This window comes from Streptomyces sp. NPDC002306, assembly GCF_053593435.1.
In genome coordinates this window covers 66283-83378 of the sequence record NZ_JBSFCK010000016.1, presented here as the reverse complement: position 1 = coordinate 83378, position 17096 = coordinate 66283, and the positions used below count along the sequence as shown (strand labels likewise).

Below are 17096 nucleotides of genomic sequence, written 5' to 3'. Positions count from 1 at the left end.
GACGCAGCGAGGCTGGTCATTTTTCAGCTGCAACCACTGGTCGAGCCGCAGCCCTCGCAGATGTAGCAGGAACCCGCCCGCTGCATCTTCGTGCCGCACGAGAAGCACAGCGGGGCGTCGGCCTGGATACCCAGCTGCATCTCCACCAGTTCGGCGCTGGTGTGGACCTGCCTGGGGGCCTCCGGCTTCGTCTCCTCGACCTGGACCTTCGGCGGGGCGGCAACGGCCTTCAGCTCCGTCTGACGCGGCGCCGACTGGGCCAGACCCTCGACGTCGACCTCATCGTCGGCCGGCTCGTAGGAGCCGGTCTCGAGGTGACGCTGGCGTTCGTCGGCGGAGTGGATACCGAGCGCCGAACGCGTCTCGAAGGGCAGGAAGTCCAGCGCCAGGCGACGGAAGATGTAGTCGACGATCGACTGCGCCATCCGCACGTCCGGGTCGTCCGTCATACCGGCCGGCTCGAAGCGCATGTTGGTGAACTTGGAGACGTACGTCTCCAGCGGCACGCCGTACTGCAGGCCCACCGAGACGGCGATGGAGAAGGCGTCCATCATGCCCGCGAGCGTCGACCCCTGCTTGGACATCTTCAGGAAGACCTCGCCAAGACCGTCGTCCGGGTAGGAGTTGGCGGTCATGTAGCCCTCGGCGCCACCGACCGTGAAGGACGTGGTGATCCCCGGACGGCCCTTGGGCAGACGCTTGCGGACCGGACGGTACTCGACGACCTTCTCGACCGCGGTACGGATGGTGTCCTCGGCCTTCGCCGTGACAGCGTCCGTCGCGGACTTCTCCTTGGTCTTGGCGGAGAGGGGCTGGCCGACCTTGCAGTTGTCGCGGTAGATGGCGAGCGCCTTGACGCCCATCTTCCAGGCCTCGAAGTAGACCTCCTCGACGTCCTCGACGGTGGCGGTCTCCGGGAGGTTGACCGTCTTGGAGAGGGCGCCCGAGATCCACGGCTGGATCGCGGCCATCATGCGGACGTGGCCCATCGCGGAGATGGAACGCTCGCCCATGGCGCAGTCGAAGACCTCGTAGTGCTCGTGCTTGAGGCTGGGAGCGTCGATCACATTGCCGTGCTCGGCGATGTGGGCGACGATCGCCTCGATCTGCTCCTCCTGGTAGCCCAGGCGGCGCAGGGCCTGCGGGACGGTGCCGTTGACGATCTGCATCGAGCCGCCGCCGACCAGCTTCTTGAACTTGACCAGGGCGAGGTCGGGCTCGAGGCCGGTGGTGTCGCAGGACATCGCGAGACCGATGGTGCCGGTCGGGGCGATGACGGACGCCTGGGAGTTACGGAAACCGTTCTCCTCGCCGAGGCGGACGACGTCCTGCCAGGCCTCCGTGGCGGCGGCCCAAATCGGGGAGTCCAGGTCGTCCATGCGGACGGCCTTGCCGTTGGCGTCGGCGTGCTGCTTCATGACGCCGTTGTGGGCGTCGGCGTTGCGGGCGTAGCCGTCGTACGGGCCGACGACCGCGGCCAGTTCGGCGGAGCGGCGGTACGACGTACCCGTCATCAGGGAGGTGATGGCGCCGGCGAGGGCGCGGCCGCCGTCGGAGTCGTACGCGTGGCCGGTCGCCATCAGCAGGGCGCCGAGGTTGGCGTAGCCGATGCCGAGCTGGCGGAACGCGCGCGTGTTCTCGCCGATCTTCTGGGTCGGGAAGTCCGCGAAGCAGATGGAGATGTCCATCGCGGTGATGACGAGCTCGACGACCTTGGCGAAGCGCTCGACGTCGAAGGACTGGTGGCCCTTGCCGTCGTCCTTGAGGAACTTCATCAGGTTCAGCGAGGCGAGGTTGCAGGACGTGTTGTCCAGGTGCATGTACTCGCTGCACGGGTTCGAGCCGTTGATACGACCGGACTCCGGGCACGTGTGCCAGCTGTTGATCGTGTCGTCGTACTGGATGCCCGGGTCGGCGCAGGCCCAGGCGGCCTCGGCCATCTTGCGGAACAGGGACTTGGCGTCGACCTCCTCGATGACCTCACCGGTCATGCGGGCACGCAGGCCGAACTTCCCGCCGTTCTCGACGGCCTTCATGAACTCGTCGTTCACGCGGACCGAGTTGTTGGCGTTCTGGTACTGGACGGACGTGATGTCGTCGCCGCCCAGGTCCATGTCGAAGCCCGCGTCGCGCAGGGCGCGGATCTTCTCCTCCTCCTTGACCTTGGTCTGGATGAAGTCCTCGATGTCGGGGTGGTCGACGTCCAGGATGACCATCTTGGCGGCGCGGCGGGTGGCACCACCGGACTTGATGGTGCCCGCGGAGGCGTCGGCGCCGCGCATGAAGGAGACCGGGCCGGAGGCGTTGCCGCCGGAGGAGAGCAGCTCCTTGGAGGAGCGGATGCGGGACAGGTTCAGGCCGGCGCCGGAGCCGCCCTTGAAGATCATGCCCTCTTCCTTGTACCAGTCGAGGATCGACTCCATGGAGTCGTCGACGGCCAGGATGAAGCAGGCGGAGACCTGCTGCGGCTGCGGGGTGCCCACGTTGAACCAGACGGGGCTGTTGAAGCTGAAGATCTGGTGCAGGAGGGCGTACGCCAGCTCGTGCTCGAAGATCTCGGCGTCGGCGGGCGAGGCGAAGTACTTGTGGTCCTCGCCGGCCTTCCGGTACGTCTTCACGATGCGGTCGATCAGCTGCCTGAGACCGGTCTCGCGCTGCGGGGTGCCGACGGCACCCCGGAAGTACTTGCTGGTGACGATGTTGACCGCGTTCACCGACCAGAAGTCGGGGAACTCGACGCCACGCTGCTCGAAGTTGATCGAGCCGTCGCGCCAGTTGGTCATGACGACGTCACGGCGCTCCCAGGCCACCTCGTCGTACGGATGCACGCCGGGGGTGGTGTGGACGCGCTCGATACGCAGGCCCTTGTTCACCTTGGTGCCCTTGGCACGGGAACTCCGTGCCGGACCGCTCGCCGTCTCTGTCATGCCGCCTCCCTGTACGGGCAAAAACGCCCTGAAGTGCCCTGATTGTTCCCGGGGCACGGTGTTCTGTCTGGTGTCACGGGCGCCCTCACGCTGCCACCCGCAACAGGTCTCTGGTCGCCACCGCTCGGCCGGATCCGGCGTTTCCGCCCGGCTCCGGCCCGTCGGTCAGTCGGCGGCGTGCGCGGGGTCGGGGACTCGAGCAGTCCCGCCGGACCCGCGATGGTCTTCCTGGCTCCCCGAGGTCACGCCCGCACCGCCTGCACGGCCCTCACGGTCTTCGTCGTCCGCGGCGGGGTGTCCCGGCTGTTCCCTGAGTTCCGTGATCGCGGCCTCGAAGTCCTCGAGCGTGTCGAACGCCCGGTAGACCGAGGCGAACCGCAGATAGGCGACGAGGTCGAGCTCCTGCAGCGGGCCGAGTATGGCCAGCCCCACGTCGTGGGTGGTCAGCTCGGCACTTCCGGTGGCCCGCACCGCCTCCTCGACCCGCTGGCCGAGTTGGGCGAGCGCGTCCTCGGTGACCGGTCGTCCCTGGCATGCCTTGCGCACGCCGTTGATGACCTTGGTGCGACTGAAGGGCTCGGTGACCCCGGACCGCTTCACCACCATCAGCGAGCACGTCTCCACGGTGGTGAACCGACGGGAGCAGTCAGGACACTGGCGGCGCCTACGGATCGACGTGCCGTCATCGGTCGTACGACTGTCGACCACACGGCTGTCGGGGTGCCTGCAGAAGGGGCAGTGCATGGACTCCCAACCCTCCTCACAGCAGACTCAATGGCCTCGAAAGACCTCCCGGGCCCCTCGAAGCAGCCCCAAGCATAGGCGATCGCCGAGGCCCCGAAGACCGGGGGGACCACAACTTCTGGGCCGCCGCCGCAATCCAACCACTAGATGTGGGGATTGGCTCATACATACACGCCGAACTCGCGTGTCACCTGCGGATTGGCGGGTGCCGGACGCCGGCGCCGCCGCACCGGGCACGCGGGGCCCTGGGCGGCACACGGACACGCGGGCGCCGCAGGACACACGGGGGGCCGCGCGGTGCACGGACGTACCGTTTCGGCACTTACGGAGATACCGTGGTCGCCGCACGGAGGGGACGTGGGACTCCCGCACAGAGCGCGGGGGGTTCACGGTCGACGGACCTCCGGATGACAGACTGGGGCGACAGCCCGAGAGGTCATCGGCCCCGGCGGCGAAGGGTGCAGCAATGAGCCCTTTTGTCCGCCGACCAGCACGTTAGCCATACACCCAGACACATGATCGCGACAGACAATCCGCGATTTTTCACTCGAACGTGTGTTTGGCGCAACCTTTCGAAAGCTACTACCGTTGTCCAGCAGGGAGACCATCGAGAGGGGCCGACGTGACCACCACCGCAGACAGTGCCACCATCACTGCCCAGGACCGCTCCCAGGGCCGACTCGAGCCGGTGCATGCGATGAACGAAGCCACGAATCCCGAGGGGCACAAGCGGTCCCTACCGGGCCGACCTCCAGGGATCCGGGCGGACAGCTCGGGACTCACCGACCGGCAACGCCGGGTGATCGAGGTCATCAGGGACTCCGTGCAGCGACGCGGCTACCCGCCGTCGATGCGGGAGATCGGCCAGGCGGTCGGCCTGTCCAGCACCTCTTCGGTCGCACACCAGCTCATGGCACTGGAGCGTAAGGGCTTCCTGCGCCGAGACCCGCACCGCCCACGCGCGTACGAGGTCCGCGGCTCCGACCAGGCGGCCTCCGCACAGCCCACGGACACCGCGGGCAAGCCCGCCGCGTCGTACGTTCCCCTGGTCGGCCGCATCGCCGCAGGTGGTCCGATCCTCGCCGAGGAATCCGTCGAGGACGTCTTCCCGCTTCCCCGGCAGCTGGTCGGCGACGGCGAGCTGTTCGTCCTCAAGGTCGTCGGCGACTCGATGATCGAGGCCGCGATCTGCGACGGCGACTGGGTCACCGTCCGCCGCCAGCCGGTCGCCGAGAACGGCGACATCGTCGCAGCGATGCTGGACGGCGAGGCCACCGTGAAGCGCTTCAAGCGCGAGGACGGCCATGTCTGGCTGCTCCCGCACAACGCGGCCTATGAGCCGATCCCCGGCGACGACGCGACCATCCTCGGCAAGGTGGTGGCCGTTCTGCGCCGCGTCTGAGCACAGCCGCGGGAAGGCCTCACCAACCCGCCGCGTGACTGGGCCCCGGGACCCCTGCGCCGGTTCCGGGGCCCTGTGTTGTTCGCGTTCGGTCCGCCAGTGATCTCTGCCGCGATGCTGGGGTGCGGCGATTCAGGGGGACGGTCGGCGATCGCACGGTGCAGGGTTGCGGCTCGGGTTCGCGCTTCGGGATGTGCGCGCTTCGGGTGTCACCTGGTGAGGTCTGCCGTCAGGCCTCTCGGGGTGGCCTGTCGCCACCGATGCGACAGGCCACCGTGCGAGCCCACGGTGCGACCGTCACACCGCTTCCGTCTGCTTCGCCGTGGCGTCCGCTTCTGTCTGCTTCGCCGTCGCGTCAATGGCCGCCAGCGACTTCCGCACCTGGTTACGGTCCGTGGTGAACCAAAAGTCGGGCAGTGACGCCTTGAGATAGCTTCCGTAGCGTGCCGTGGCCAGTCGCTGGTCGAGGACGGCCACCACACCTCGATCCCCCATCGCCCGTACGAGGCGACCCGCGCCCTGAGCCATGAGCAGCGCCGCGTGCGTGGCGGCGACCGCCATGAAGCCGTTGCCGCCGGCATCCTCCACAGCCTTCTGGCGGGCGCTCATCAACGGATCGTCCGGGCGCGGGAACGGAATCTTGTCCATCACGACCAGCTGACAGCTCGGGCCGGGCACGTCCACGCCCTGCCAGAGGGACAGCGTGCCGAAGAGACATGTCCGGGGATCGGCCGCGAAATTCTTGATCAGCTCGCCGAGGGTCTCCTCCCCCTGGAGGAGGATCGGGAACTCGGGGATCCGGCTCCGCAGCTCCTCTGCGGCCAGCTGGGCGCCGCGCATGGAGGAGAAGAGGCCGAGCGTTCGACCGCCGGCCGCCTGGATCAGTTCGGTCAGCTCGTCGAGCATGTCGGCCCGGTCGCCGTCACGCGCGGGACGCGACAGATGCTTGGCGACGTAGAGGATGCCCTGTCTGGGGTAGTCGAAGGGGGACCCCACGTCGACGCCCTTCCACTGCGGGACGTCCTCGTCCTCCTTGCCCACCGTGCCCTCGGGAGCGAGCCCCAGTGAGGCGCCCACGCCGTTGAAGTCGCCGCCCAGTTTCAGCGTCGCGGAGGTGAGGATCACCGAGCGGTCGGCGAAGAGTTTCTCCCGCAGCAGGCCCGACACGGACATCGGGGCGACACGCAGGGAGGCTCCGAAACGGTCGTGCCGCTCGTACCAGACGACGTCCCACTCGGAGCCGTTCACGATCCGCTCGGCCACGTCGTGCACCGACTCCACGGAGGCCAGCGCCTGCTTGCGTACGGCGTCCTCGTCCTGGACGGACTTGTCGCGGGTCGCGCCGATGCCAGAGATCACCGTGCGGGCAGCGTCCCGCAGCGCCATCAGCGCGTAGCCGAGATCCTCCGGGATCTCCTCCAGGCGGCCGGGCAGTGCCAGCTCCATCAGCCGCTCGAAGCCCTCGGCCGCGGTCTGGAGCTGATCGGCGGCCTTCTCGTTGACGAGCTTGGCGGCGCGCCGCACCGCACGGTTGACCTGGCCCGGGGTCAGTTCGCCGGTGGCGACCCCGGTGACACGCGAGACCAGTTCGTGCGCCTCGTCGACGATCAACACCTCGTGCTGTGGGAGGACCGGGGCCCCCTCGATGGCATCGATCGCGAGCAGGGCGTGATTGGTGACGACCACCTCGGCCAGCTTGGCCCGCTCTCGGGCCATCTCGGCGAAGCACTCCGCGCCGTACGCGCACTTCGACGCGCCCAGGCACTCCCGGGACGAGACCGACACCTGGCCCCAAGCCCGGTCGGAGACGCCGGGCGTCAGGTCATCACGGTCGCCGGACTCCGTATCGTCCGCCCAGTCACGCAGGCGGAGCAGGTCCTGGCCCAGCTTGCTGGTGGGCGCGGCGGCCTCGAACTGGTCGAAGAGTCCATCCTCCTCGTCCTGCGGGACCCCTTCGTGCAGGCGGTGCAGGCACAGGTAGTTCGACCGGCCCTTGAGCATCGCGAACTCCGGTCGGCGGCGCAGCAGCGGGTGCAGCGCGTCGACCGTGCGCGGCAGGTCCCGCTCCACGAGCTGACGCTGGAGGGCCAGGGTGGCCGTCGCGACGACCACACGCTCCCCGTGCGCGAGCGCGGGCACGAGATAGCCGAGCGACTTTCCGGTGCCTGTGCCGGCCTGGACCAGCAGATGGGAACCGTCGTCGATCGCCTCCGCGACGGCTTCGGCCATGGTCACCTGGCCGGGGCGCTCCATACCGCCGACAGCAGCGACGGCAGCGTGCAGGAGTTCGGGAAGTGAAGGCTTCGTCATAGCCCGACCACCCTACGGCTCGGCACTGACAAACGTCTGATCAAGCGGGGGATCGCGGTGCGCGGGGACGCAGGGATGAGGGTGGGACTGAGGGCCGGGCTCGGTGGGCGAACGGGGGCTGGGCTGCTGGCTGAGGCTGGGGGCGGAGTCACGGTGGGGTCTCTTGGATCGGGGTTGGTGGGGGGGCGAAGGACGTTGGGGGGAGCGGAGGGCGTGGGAGGGGGAGCGGAGGACGCTGGGGGGGCTGGGGGGGCTGGGGCCGGATTGAGGGATGCGGGGTGGGGTGGTGGCAGGAAGGGCGGAGCGGGTCGCGGGACATCCGTGGAGCCGGATCGCGGGACATGGGTGGGGCAAGGCTGGAATCTGGGATCCAGATCGCCGGGAGTCCGCGGGAACGGGATCGCGACAAGCCCGCGGGACCGGATCAGCCCGAGCGAACAGGGGGAGGATCCAGATCGACGCGAGCGGCAAGGGTGGGATCCAGATCGCAAGAAGTCCGTGGGAACCGGAACAGCCCGAGCGGTGTACCAAAAGTGACGGCACTGCTGCATGGCGTCACATCAAGTCACGTCGGCTCCGGTCTCGGACCATGAGGGCGGCCCGCTTGGCGGGCAGGTCGACCTCGGCGGAGAACCGGAAGCCGGCACTCAGGAAGGCGGCGACGGAGGGGGTGTTGCGAAGGTCGGGTTCGGCTACGACGCGTGCGCAGGCAGGGCGCCTGTCGAGTACAAGATCGGCGACGGCTCTGAGAAGAGTGCTGCCGAGGCCACGACCACGGTCGGCGACAGCGCCGATGAGGAGGTGGATTCCGGTGTCATGAGGTCGGGCGGGATAGTGCCGCGCGAGCGGGTCGAGATCTGCACGGTAGACCTCCCAGTAACTCATCGGCGTGCCCTCCAGCAGGCCGAGGCAGGGAACAGTGCGCCCGTCACCGGCGAGCTGTGCACGGAGGTGGTCCTCCGTCGCGGACTGCGAGTCGGCCAGGTGCCAGAACGCCGCCACTGCGGGGTCGTTCATCCATCCGCCGATGAGGTCGAGGTCGCGGTCGAGGCTGACCGGCAGGAGGCAGAACTCACCGGCGGGGGTGGCGATCGGCCCCCAGTCGGCGACGCCGCCGAGCAGGTCGTCACTGGACGCTTTGAGGAGGCCGGCTCGTGCCCTGCCGATCGAAGGGCCCGGGCTCCCCCCGGGGACGGCTTCGGCGCCTTCCTCTGCGATCAGTGCGAGGAACTCATCGGGAAGACGCAGGTCCAGCGTGTCCTCGCTGTCCGTGCCGTCGGTCGTGTCGGTCTCACGTCTCGCCGGATCCGGGTACGTGTGGGGGCCGATATCTGCGACGGGGACGGCACCAGCGTCGGGCCAGGCGTCGTTCGGAGGCACGGCGACGCTCCTCTCAGGAGATGGGGTGGGGCATGTTCCTCAGGGATGAAGGGGATTGGCGATGGCCAGGAGTGCGGGTGAAGGTCAAGAGCGCAAGGGGTTGGCGATGGTGACGTAGACGGACTGGGTGTCCACCGGGCCGACAAGTTCGTCGAGGCCGTGCAGCCGGGTGAGCAGATTGGCCTTGCAGCGCAGGACGGGTGAGTCGAGCAGCCGGGCGGGCAGGGAGGTGCGCAGCCGGGAAGGACCGGAGACGGCACAGCCGAGAAATCGTCGGAAGGCGGCGAGCAGCAACTGCTCGTCGGCGAGGCGCTGAGATCCGAACGCACCGATGAGACCGAAGACGTTGTTGATCGCGAGGTAGTACGCGAATCGCTCGTCGGTGACCTCGTCGGAGACGAAGGTGTCGCTGTGCTCGCCGATGCCGGGCAGTCGGGCGTCGAGTTCCGCTCGCCGGGATTCGCGGAAGTAGTAGCCCTGGTTGTCGCGGTATCGGCCGCCGGCGGGCCAACCGTCGCCGTCCAGCAGGAACAGGGTGTTCTGCTGGTGCGCCTCCAGGGCGATGCCCGCCTCCCCGTCCAGCCACAGCACCGGACGGACCACCTGCTGGAGGTAGCGCAGGAACCACTCGGCGGCGACCGTTCCCAGCGGGCGGCCGGTCCGGCGGGCGAGGCGCGTGACGATCTCGGCCAATCGGGAGCGCAGGACCGGTCCGCCGTCGTTGTGGTGGTCCGAATCCGTGGCCGACGGGTCCTCGCGGGGCCGGGGCGAGACGAGTCCGGCGATGCAGGAGACGTCGTTCCAGGGGGCGAAGGGGTTGTGCCTGATCACCACGTCGAGTCCGGGCACGGGGGCACCGTCCCGGCCGTCGACGGCGAGCCAGGCCGGGTCGCGGACGATGTCGAAGCCCGGGTGCGCTGCCTGCCACTGCTTGGACAGGCCGGCCCGCAACAGGCGATGGACCTCGACGCCACGGTGGAGTTCCTTGCGGAGGTTCTCACGAAGGGAGTTGGTGATGCGCAGGCCAAGGGAGAGTTTGAGCATGGCGGGGGCGCCGGACCGGTGGACGGTGCGTAGCGAGGACGTGGGGTGCCACAGCGAGCCGTGCGGGCCGAGGTCCTGGAGCAGTCCGTCGTCGATCAGGGCGGCGGTCTCGGCCCGGAGAAGGACCTCGCGTGCCTGCCAAGGATGCAGCGGCAGGGCTGCGTGGCCGTCGGGCAGCGCCAGTCCGGTTCCGGCGAGCCGTGCCGTGAGTGCGGCCGCGGAGACAGGACGGCCGCCCTCGGTCCAGGCCGAGTCGGTGGCGAGCACGGAGGGGGCGACAGCGATCCAGTGGAGGGGGTGGGAACCGCGCAACTCCGGTGAGTACTGGCGAGCTTCGGTATCGGAGAGTCCCTCGCGGCTCTTCGGGGTCGGGTGCAACGGGTGCCCCAGCATGAGTGCCTGTTCGGCCGCGAGGAAGTGGTCGGCGTCGTCGCCAGGGTGTTGCCTGCGATCGCTCACGAAGGTGGCGATACGACGGACGGAATCGGCGACGCGGGCGACCAGGTCGGTACCGGTCCCTGGACCGATTCCGGTGCCGTCGCCAGCTCCGGAGGTGGAGCCGGCGCCGTTGACCGAGCCGGAAGGGGTGTCGGTCCGCGTGCCCCCGGATGCGCCTGCCGACGGTCGGGGAGGCGTCACGGACGTCTCGCGGGTGAGCAGCGCGGCGATCGTGACCGCGTCGGCAGGTGGGGACTGGTCGGGGGTGTCGGCGAGGTACGGGAGGCCGAAGCGGTGCCAGCCCGTCGGGGACCAGTAGCGGACGGGGGCGAGCAGGGCCGTGGCGCTGGCGGGGAGAGGGATGCGAAGGATGCCGTCGTCCGGGGCGGTGAGACCGGTCTCGCGTACCCAGCAGCGGAGGAGGTTCTCGACGACGGCGGCTTCGGCGGCGGTGTGCGGGTCGGGGTGCTCCAGGAGGTCGCCTACAGCACCGGCCTGCCATGCCTCGTCAGGGGAGGAACCTACCGAGGTCAGGGCGCCCTCCTCGTTGCGGGCACGCTCTGCTTCAAGGGCAACCTCCACACCAAAGGCACCCTCCTTGTCATGGGCAGTCTCCGCGCCCGAAGCCTCTTCCCCACCGGCGGCGCGCTCCTCGGCAAAGGCACCCTCCGCACCCAATGCACTCTCCTCGTCGCGGGCGCCTACCCAGGCCAACGCACGCTTCTCTTCGCGGGCAGCCTCCGTGCCCGAAGCCCCTGCCCCACCAGGGGCCCCTTCCCCGCCATGAGCCGCTTCCAGGGCAAAGACGCCCTCCGCGATCACGGCGCCCTCTGTACTCAAGGCGCCCTCCCCGGCCAAGGCGCCCTCCCCGGCCAAGGCGCCTTCCGCTGTCGAGACACCGTCCTGCGGCCCGGGGACGAAAGCGGTGACCGCAGTCGGCTCGACCTGTGCGACGGCGGAGTCCGGCGTGGAGATGGAGGTGGGAGTGGTGTTCAAGTCGGTTCCTCATCAGGTGGTTCCGGCGTGTGCGTCAGCGGCCGACCGGGGAAGTGGTGGCGGCCGACAGGCCGGTCGCTCCGCGTTTCGGGGCCGTGGGGCGGGTCCGCGATCCTGGCGCTCACCGCTTTGGGGCCGTGGACGGGGCGGCTCACAGCGGCTCGGCGTCCCGGGTCGGCTCGGGGTGTGGCGCGTATGCCGTCGGGGCGGACCGCGGATGTCAGGCGGGTCCGTGTGGGAAGGACCGCCGGACGTGGGCCCGACGCTGCCCGCCCATAGGTCGACGGGCCCCGAACCGGGGGAACGCGGATTCACGCGCCCGGACGTCGACCCGCGGATCGACAGCCCCGAAGGTCCGGCCAGAAGCCTCGGCCGGACCAGTCAGCCATTCGCCGCTCGCCTATCCCGCGCGCTCTGCGCGGTCTCCCTGGCGACGTCGGCGGCGCTGTGGCTGTGCGGGCTCGTCGTGCGCCGTGTGGCTCTTGGCCACCGAGGCCACGGCGTCGGCGAGGCGGTCCAGTACGGCGGAGGCCTGCTCGTCCGTGATGGTCAGTGGCGGGAGCAGGCGTACGACGCTCGAGTGGCGGCCGCCGAGTTCGACGATGAGACCTCGGCGCAGGCACTCCCGCTGGACGGCGGCCGCGAGTGCGGGCGCCGCGGGGCGGGGGCCACCCGCGGACTCCCAGGCCCCGCGGGTCACGGCACCGACAAGGCCCCCGGCCGTTTCATCCGCACCCGATCGTCCGGCGGCGTCGGCAGAAGCGCCCTCGGCCTCCGCGCCGGTAACCGCACCGACACCGAAGCCCGCACCCCCGCCTGCATCGAGAGCACTATGCACATCTACATCCGCCCCCGCACTCCCGCTGCTCCATCCACTCCCCCCGCTCCCCCTCGCGGCGGCGCTCGCGTCCACCACCTCCACCCCCATCATCAGACCGCGCCCCCGTACGTCCCCGATGCACGGAAACCCCGCCGCGAGCGCGCGAAGTTGGGACAGCATGCGCGCGCCGAGGGTGGCCGCTCGTTCGGAGAGACGCTGTTCGCGGACGTAGGCGAGGGTCGCGGTGCCCGCGGCCATGGCGAGTTGGTTGCCGCGGAAGGTGCCCGCGTGGGCGCCGGGTTCCCAGACGTCGAGATCGTCGTGGTAAACGACGACGGCCAGTGGAAGGCTGCCGCCGATGGCCTTGGAGAGCACCATCACGTCGGGGGTCACCCCGCTGTGCTCGACCGCCCAGAAGGCGCCGGTCCGGCCGACGCCGGTCTGGACCTCGTCGGCGATCAGCGGAATGGAACGGTCGGCGGTGATCCGCCGCATGCGCCGCAGCCAGGTGTCCGGCGCGGGAATCACCCCGCCCTCGCCCTGGACGGGTTCGAGGATCATGCCGGCGGGTTGCCGCACTCCGGACTTGGGGTCGTCGAGGACGGATTCGGTCCATCGGGCGCCGAGTTCGGCGCCGGTGTCACCCCCGACACCGAACGGGCAGCGGTAATCCTGCGGAAAGGGCAGGCGCGTGACCCGGACGTCGCCGGCGCCGCCGGACGCGGCGAGGGCTCCGGCGGTCATGCCGTGGTAGGCGCCGGTGAAGGCGAGGATGCCGGACCGGCCGGTGGCGGCCCGGACGAGTTTGAGCGCGGCCTCGACCGCGTCCGTGCCTGCCGGCCCGCAGAACTGCACACGCGCGTGGTCGGCGAGTCCGGGCGGCAGGGTGTGGAACAGCTCGGTGATGAAGGCGTCCTTGACGGGGGTCGCCAGGTCGAGGACGTGCAGGGGCGCGCCCGAGTCCAGAACCTTGCGGATGGCCTCCAGGACGACCGGGTGGTTATGCCCCAGGGCGAGTGTTCCGGCGCCGGAGAGGCAGTCGAGATAGCGGCGGCCGTCCGCACCCTCGATGGTGAGGCCACGGGCGCGCACCGGCACGATGGGAAGGGCGCGCGCGTAGGTGCGCGCCGCCGACTCGCGTGCCGACTGGCGTCCCAGGATCCCCTCGGTCACCGCCACGGCTCACTCTCCTCCCCGTACACCCCCGCGCAGGCCCCACCGCTACCAACCGCGGACCGTCCAGCGGGTTACGGGTTGCTTCAAGATCCTTGCCGTGACGGAACTGTTGCGGCTTCGTCGGCAGTCCCCCACAGCGAGCGCATAGTGTGTGATGCCGTTCCCACAGCGTTGGCACAGTGCCAAGTCGTCTCAGTTCAGGGGGAGTCAGACCATGCGATCCATACGGCCGTCGTTCCATGCTCGACGAGGGGGGAGTGCGCGCCGCAGGACCTCCCCCGTGCTGGTCGCGGTCGCCCTGGCCTCGACGCTGGCGCTCACCGTCACCGCCTGCGATTCGGGAGGGACGGACGTCGACGCCCAGGCCTCCGCCGCCGCCTCGGCGACCGGCGACGACGGCAAGATCAAGATTCCGGACGACATCAGGGACCGGCTCAAAGAGCACGGGATCGACATCGACAAGTGGAAGAACGGCGCCTGGAAGAAGTGGGACAAGGACGACTGGCTGCGCGAGGCGCAGGACTACGTCAACCCGATCATCGAGGGCCTGTGGAGCTCGGACCGGATGCGAGGCGCGGACGACCCCGACCGGGGCGTGGACGAGAACGACCTCTCCGGTGACCAGGGCGTGACCGACCCGACGCCCGCGACCGTGGACGCCAGGACCGTGGCGCCTACGTACCACGGCAACGCCCCCGAGGCGGGCAAGGTGTTCTTCGACTCCCCCGAAGGCACGATGGTCTGCTCGGCGACGGTCGTGCAGGACCCCGCCCACCCCGGCAAGTCCAACCTGGTGTGGACGGCGGGCCACTGCGTGCACGCGGGCAAGAAGGGCGGCTGGTACCGCAACATCGCGTTCGTGCCCTCGTACAACAACGCGGGTGCCTCGGCCGCCGAACTGCAGAACGCCCCGAAGGAGGAGGTCGCTCCCTACGGTGTGTGGTGGGGCGACTGGGCGCAGACCTCGGACCAGTGGATCAAGGGGGGTAGCGAGTCGGGTGGTGACGGTGCCTCGTACGACTTCGCCGTCATCCATGTGACGCTCGAGAAGGGCGGCACGGGCAAGTCCCTGGAGGAGACGGTCGGTTCCGCGCTGCCGGTGAACTTCAACGCTCCGGCCGTGCCGAACGTGAAGAGCATCACGGCGACCGGTTATCCGGCGGCGCCGCCGTACGACGGGCAGACGTTGTACCAGTGCCAGGACAAGCCGGGACGCCTGTCGATCAACGCCTCGGATCCGACGATGTACCGGATCGGCTGCAGCATGACGGGTGGCTCCTCGGGTGGCGGCTGGGTCGCGACGGGTTCGGACGGCAAGCCGGCGCTGGTGTCCAACACCTCGATCGGTCCGGTGACCGCCGGCTGGCTGGCGGGCCCTCGGCTGGGCACGGTGGCGAAGGGTGTGTACGACTCGGTGAGCGGCAAGTTCGCCAAGCAGTGACGGCCCGCTCGGCGCGGCTCGGGACGTTCGCATGACCGACGCACATCTCAACGGGGGTCGACGCACCCTGCGGTCGGTCCATACGTACGCCCGCGACACCGCGCGGTAGGTGGCGGCGGGCTCTGCTCGCCGCCACCCACCGGCCTCGTCGCGGCCTTGGTGCACACCGCGCCCGCCTGCGACGGCTCCGGCTCCGGCTCCGGCTCCGACAAGGCGGACGCCAAGCCCGCGTCCCTTCCGCCCACCAGTTGCCGTAGGGGGCGGTCTCCGAGGAGTTGGGTCGTGGTACGGCGTCCTCTCGGTGACGGCCCGTACGGGCGCCGGTTCGGCGTAGCTGACACCCTGATCGGCCGCGGCGTCCTTAGCGGAGACCGTCGTGTCGGCCTCCTCTGTGGGCTTCATCCGCTCGGGGCTTCCAGAGCCCCTCGATCACCGGGTTGACGAAGTCCTTGGCCTAGCTGAGCCAGGTGTCCTTGTAGGCCGGGACGAAGGCGATGTTGCGGTACCAGCCGTCCTTTCCGCCCGCGTGCACACAGTGGCCGGCCATCCAGACGAGGCCTCCACCTCGGACCAGTGGCTCCAGGGCGGCTCGGAGACCGGCGGCGCGGGTGCCTCGTACGACTACGCGGTGCTGCGTGTGCAGCCGAAGCAGGGTGACGAGTCGCTGAAGGAGACGGTCGGTGCCGCGCTCGACGTGGACTTCAGCGCCCCGTCGGCGACGTCCGAGGACATGAGCGGAGCGCACGGCGGCCGGTGGTCGTCCGGAGACGCCGAAGGCCCGCCCCCTGCGCGAGGGGGCGGGCCTTCATGTCGATGGTCAGAGCGCGGGAGCGGGCACGTACGGCGCGAGGTCCGCCGCGAGCTCCTCGTGCACCCGGGCCTTGAGCAGGGTGCCCTCCGGCGTGTGCTCCTCGGAGATCACCTCGCCCTCGGAGTGGGCGCGGGCGACCAGCTTGCCGTGCGTGTAGGGCACGAGGGCCTCGATCTCGACCGAGGGCCTGGGCAGCTCGTTGTCGATCAGCGCGAGCAGCTCCTGGATGCCCCTGCCGGTGCGGGCCGAGACCGCGATGGAGCGCTTCTCGTTCCGCATCAGCCGCTGAAGGGTCAGCGGGTCGGCCGCGTCCGCCTTGTTGATCACCACGATCTCGGGCACCTTGATGGCGCCGACATCGCGGATCACCTCGCGCACGGCCGCCAGCTGCTCCTCCGGGTTCGGGTGCGAGCCGTCCACCACGTGCAGGATCAGGTCGGAGTCGCCGACCTCCTCCATGGTGGAGCGGAACGCCTCGACCAGGTGGTGCGGCAGGTGCCGGACGAAGCCGACCGTATCGGCCAGCGTGTACAGCCGGCCGCTCGGTGTCTCGGCCCGGCGCACGGTCGGGTCGAGGGTCGCGAACAGGGCGTTCTCGACCAGTACGCCCGCGCCCGTGAGGCGGTTGAGCAGCGAGGACTTTCCGGCGTTGGTGTAGCCGGCGATGGCGACGGACGGCACCTTGTTGCGACGCCGCTCCTGGCGCTTGATCTCGCGGCCGGTCTTCATCTCCGCGATCTCCCGGCGCATCTTCGCCATCTTCTCGCGGATGCGACGCCGGTCCGTCTCGATCTTGGTCTCACCGGGACCACGGGTGGCAAGGCCGCCGCCCTTGCCGCCGCCCATCTGACGGGACAGCGACTGACCCCAGCCGCGCAGCCTCGGCAGCATGTACTGCATCTGCGCGAGCGCGACCTGCGCCTTGCCCTCTCGGGACTTCGCGTGCTGGGCGAAGATGTCGAGGATCAGGGCCGTGCGGTCGATGACCTTGACCTTGACGACGTCCTCAAGATGGATCAACTGGCCCGGGCTGAGCTCACCGTCGCAGATGACCGTGTCCGCGCCCGTCTCGAGGACGATGTCGCGCAGCTCCTCGGCCTTGCCCGAACCGATGTAGGTGGCGGCGTCGGGCTTGTCGCGGCGCTGGATCACGCCGTCGAGCACGAGCGCTCCCGCGGTCTCCGCGAGGGCGGCGAGCTCCGCGAGGGAGTTCTCCGAGTCGGTCACGGTGCCCGAGGTCCAGACGCCGACGAGCACGACCCGCTCCAGGCGGAGCTGCCGGTACTCGACCTCGGTGACGTCCTCGAGCTCGGTGGACAGGCCCGCCACGCGGCGCAGAGCCGCGCGCTCGGAGCGGTCGAACTGGTCGCCGTCCCGCTCTCCGTCGATCTCGTGGCTCCAGGCGACGTCCTCTTCCATCAGGGCATCGGCCCGGAGACCTTCGGGGTAGGCGTGCGCGAAGCGCTTGGTGTCCTGGGAAGGGGAAGAAGAGGAGGTCATTGGATCCTTACGTAGATCGGGTGGGTGCGGTTCGGCGACGAACGCGAACCGTCACAGGTCACAACGCTTGAGTACCCCGGGAGATTCCCGGCCACCCGTGTCGCGGG

9 protein-coding genes and 2 pseudogenes are annotated in these 17096 nt (G+C 69.7%); 3 read left to right on the top strand and 8 right to left on the bottom strand.

Annotation, left to right across the window (positions count from 1 at the left end):
• Positions 1-23: 23 nt before the first annotated feature.
• Together ACWCQK_RS27175 and nrdR are read right to left on the bottom strand one after the other, a co-directional pair.
• Positions 24-2927 carry a vitamin B12-dependent ribonucleotide reductase gene (locus tag ACWCQK_RS27175; protein ID WP_451159202.1) on the bottom strand — a complete coding sequence of 968 codons (2904 nt, stop codon included), beginning with the start codon at positions 2925-2927 and terminating at the stop codon, positions 24-26.
• A 165-nt stretch (positions 2928-3092) separates the two neighbouring features.
• On the bottom strand, positions 3093-3671 hold the full coding sequence (gene nrdR / locus ACWCQK_RS27170) for a transcriptional regulator NrdR (RefSeq protein ID WP_451159200.1): 579 nt from the start codon (positions 3669-3671) through the stop codon (positions 3093-3095).
• A gap of 622 nt (positions 3672-4293) precedes the next feature.
• Between nrdR and lexA the strand changes: the two genes are divergently transcribed.
• Positions 4294-5073: a transcriptional repressor LexA gene (gene lexA, locus ACWCQK_RS27165; protein WP_046257039.1), complete on the top strand. Its 780-nt coding sequence runs from the start codon at positions 4294-4296 to the stop codon at positions 5071-5073.
• Positions 5074-5370: 297 nt separating this feature from the next.
• Here the strand turns inward: lexA and ACWCQK_RS27160 are convergent, their stop codons facing one another.
• The 4 genes from ACWCQK_RS27160 to ACWCQK_RS27145 all read right to left on the bottom strand — a co-directional run bounded on the left by ACWCQK_RS27160 (position 5371) and on the right by ACWCQK_RS27145 (position 13240).
• Positions 5371-7383, bottom strand: a complete 2013-nt coding sequence (locus ACWCQK_RS27160; RefSeq protein WP_451159198.1) for an ATP-dependent DNA helicase — start codon at positions 7381-7383, stop codon at positions 5371-5373.
• A 555-nt stretch (positions 7384-7938) separates the two neighbouring features.
• Positions 7939-8763, bottom strand: a complete 825-nt coding sequence (locus ACWCQK_RS27155; RefSeq protein WP_451159196.1) for a GNAT family N-acetyltransferase — start codon at positions 8761-8763, stop codon at positions 7939-7941.
• An 84-nt stretch (positions 8764-8847) separates the two neighbouring features.
• On the bottom strand, positions 8848-10779 hold the full coding sequence (locus tag ACWCQK_RS27150) for an IucA/IucC family protein (RefSeq protein WP_451159324.1): 1932 nt from the start codon (positions 10777-10779) through the stop codon (positions 8848-8850).
• Positions 10780-11641: 862 nt separating this feature from the next.
• Positions 11642-13240, bottom strand: coding sequence for a diaminobutyrate--2-oxoglutarate transaminase family protein (locus ACWCQK_RS27145; RefSeq protein ID WP_451159194.1), 1599 nt, complete (start codon positions 13238-13240; stop codon positions 11642-11644).
• Positions 13241-13451: 211 nt separating this feature from the next.
• Between ACWCQK_RS27145 and ACWCQK_RS27140 the strand changes: the two genes are divergently transcribed.
• On the top strand, positions 13452-14678 hold the full coding sequence (locus ACWCQK_RS27140) for a trypsin-like serine peptidase (protein ID WP_451159192.1): 1227 nt from the start codon (positions 13452-13454) through the stop codon (positions 14676-14678).
• A 279-nt stretch (positions 14679-14957) separates the two neighbouring features.
• Here ACWCQK_RS27140 and ACWCQK_RS27135 read toward each other — a convergent pair.
• Positions 14958-15153 (bottom strand): annotated as a pseudogene (locus tag ACWCQK_RS27135) (hypothetical protein); the annotation flags it as partial.
• 75 nt (positions 15154-15228) lie between these two features.
• Here ACWCQK_RS27135 and ACWCQK_RS27130 point away from each other — a divergent pair.
• Positions 15229-15426, top strand: a pseudogene (locus tag ACWCQK_RS27130) (hypothetical protein); the annotation flags it as partial.
• Between the two features lie 69 nt (positions 15427-15495).
• Here the strand turns inward: ACWCQK_RS27130 and hflX are convergent.
• Positions 15496-16989, bottom strand: a complete 1494-nt coding sequence (hflX, locus tag ACWCQK_RS27125; protein ID WP_451159190.1) for a GTPase HflX — start codon at positions 16987-16989, stop codon at positions 15496-15498.
• Positions 16990-17096 lie beyond the last annotated feature (107 nt).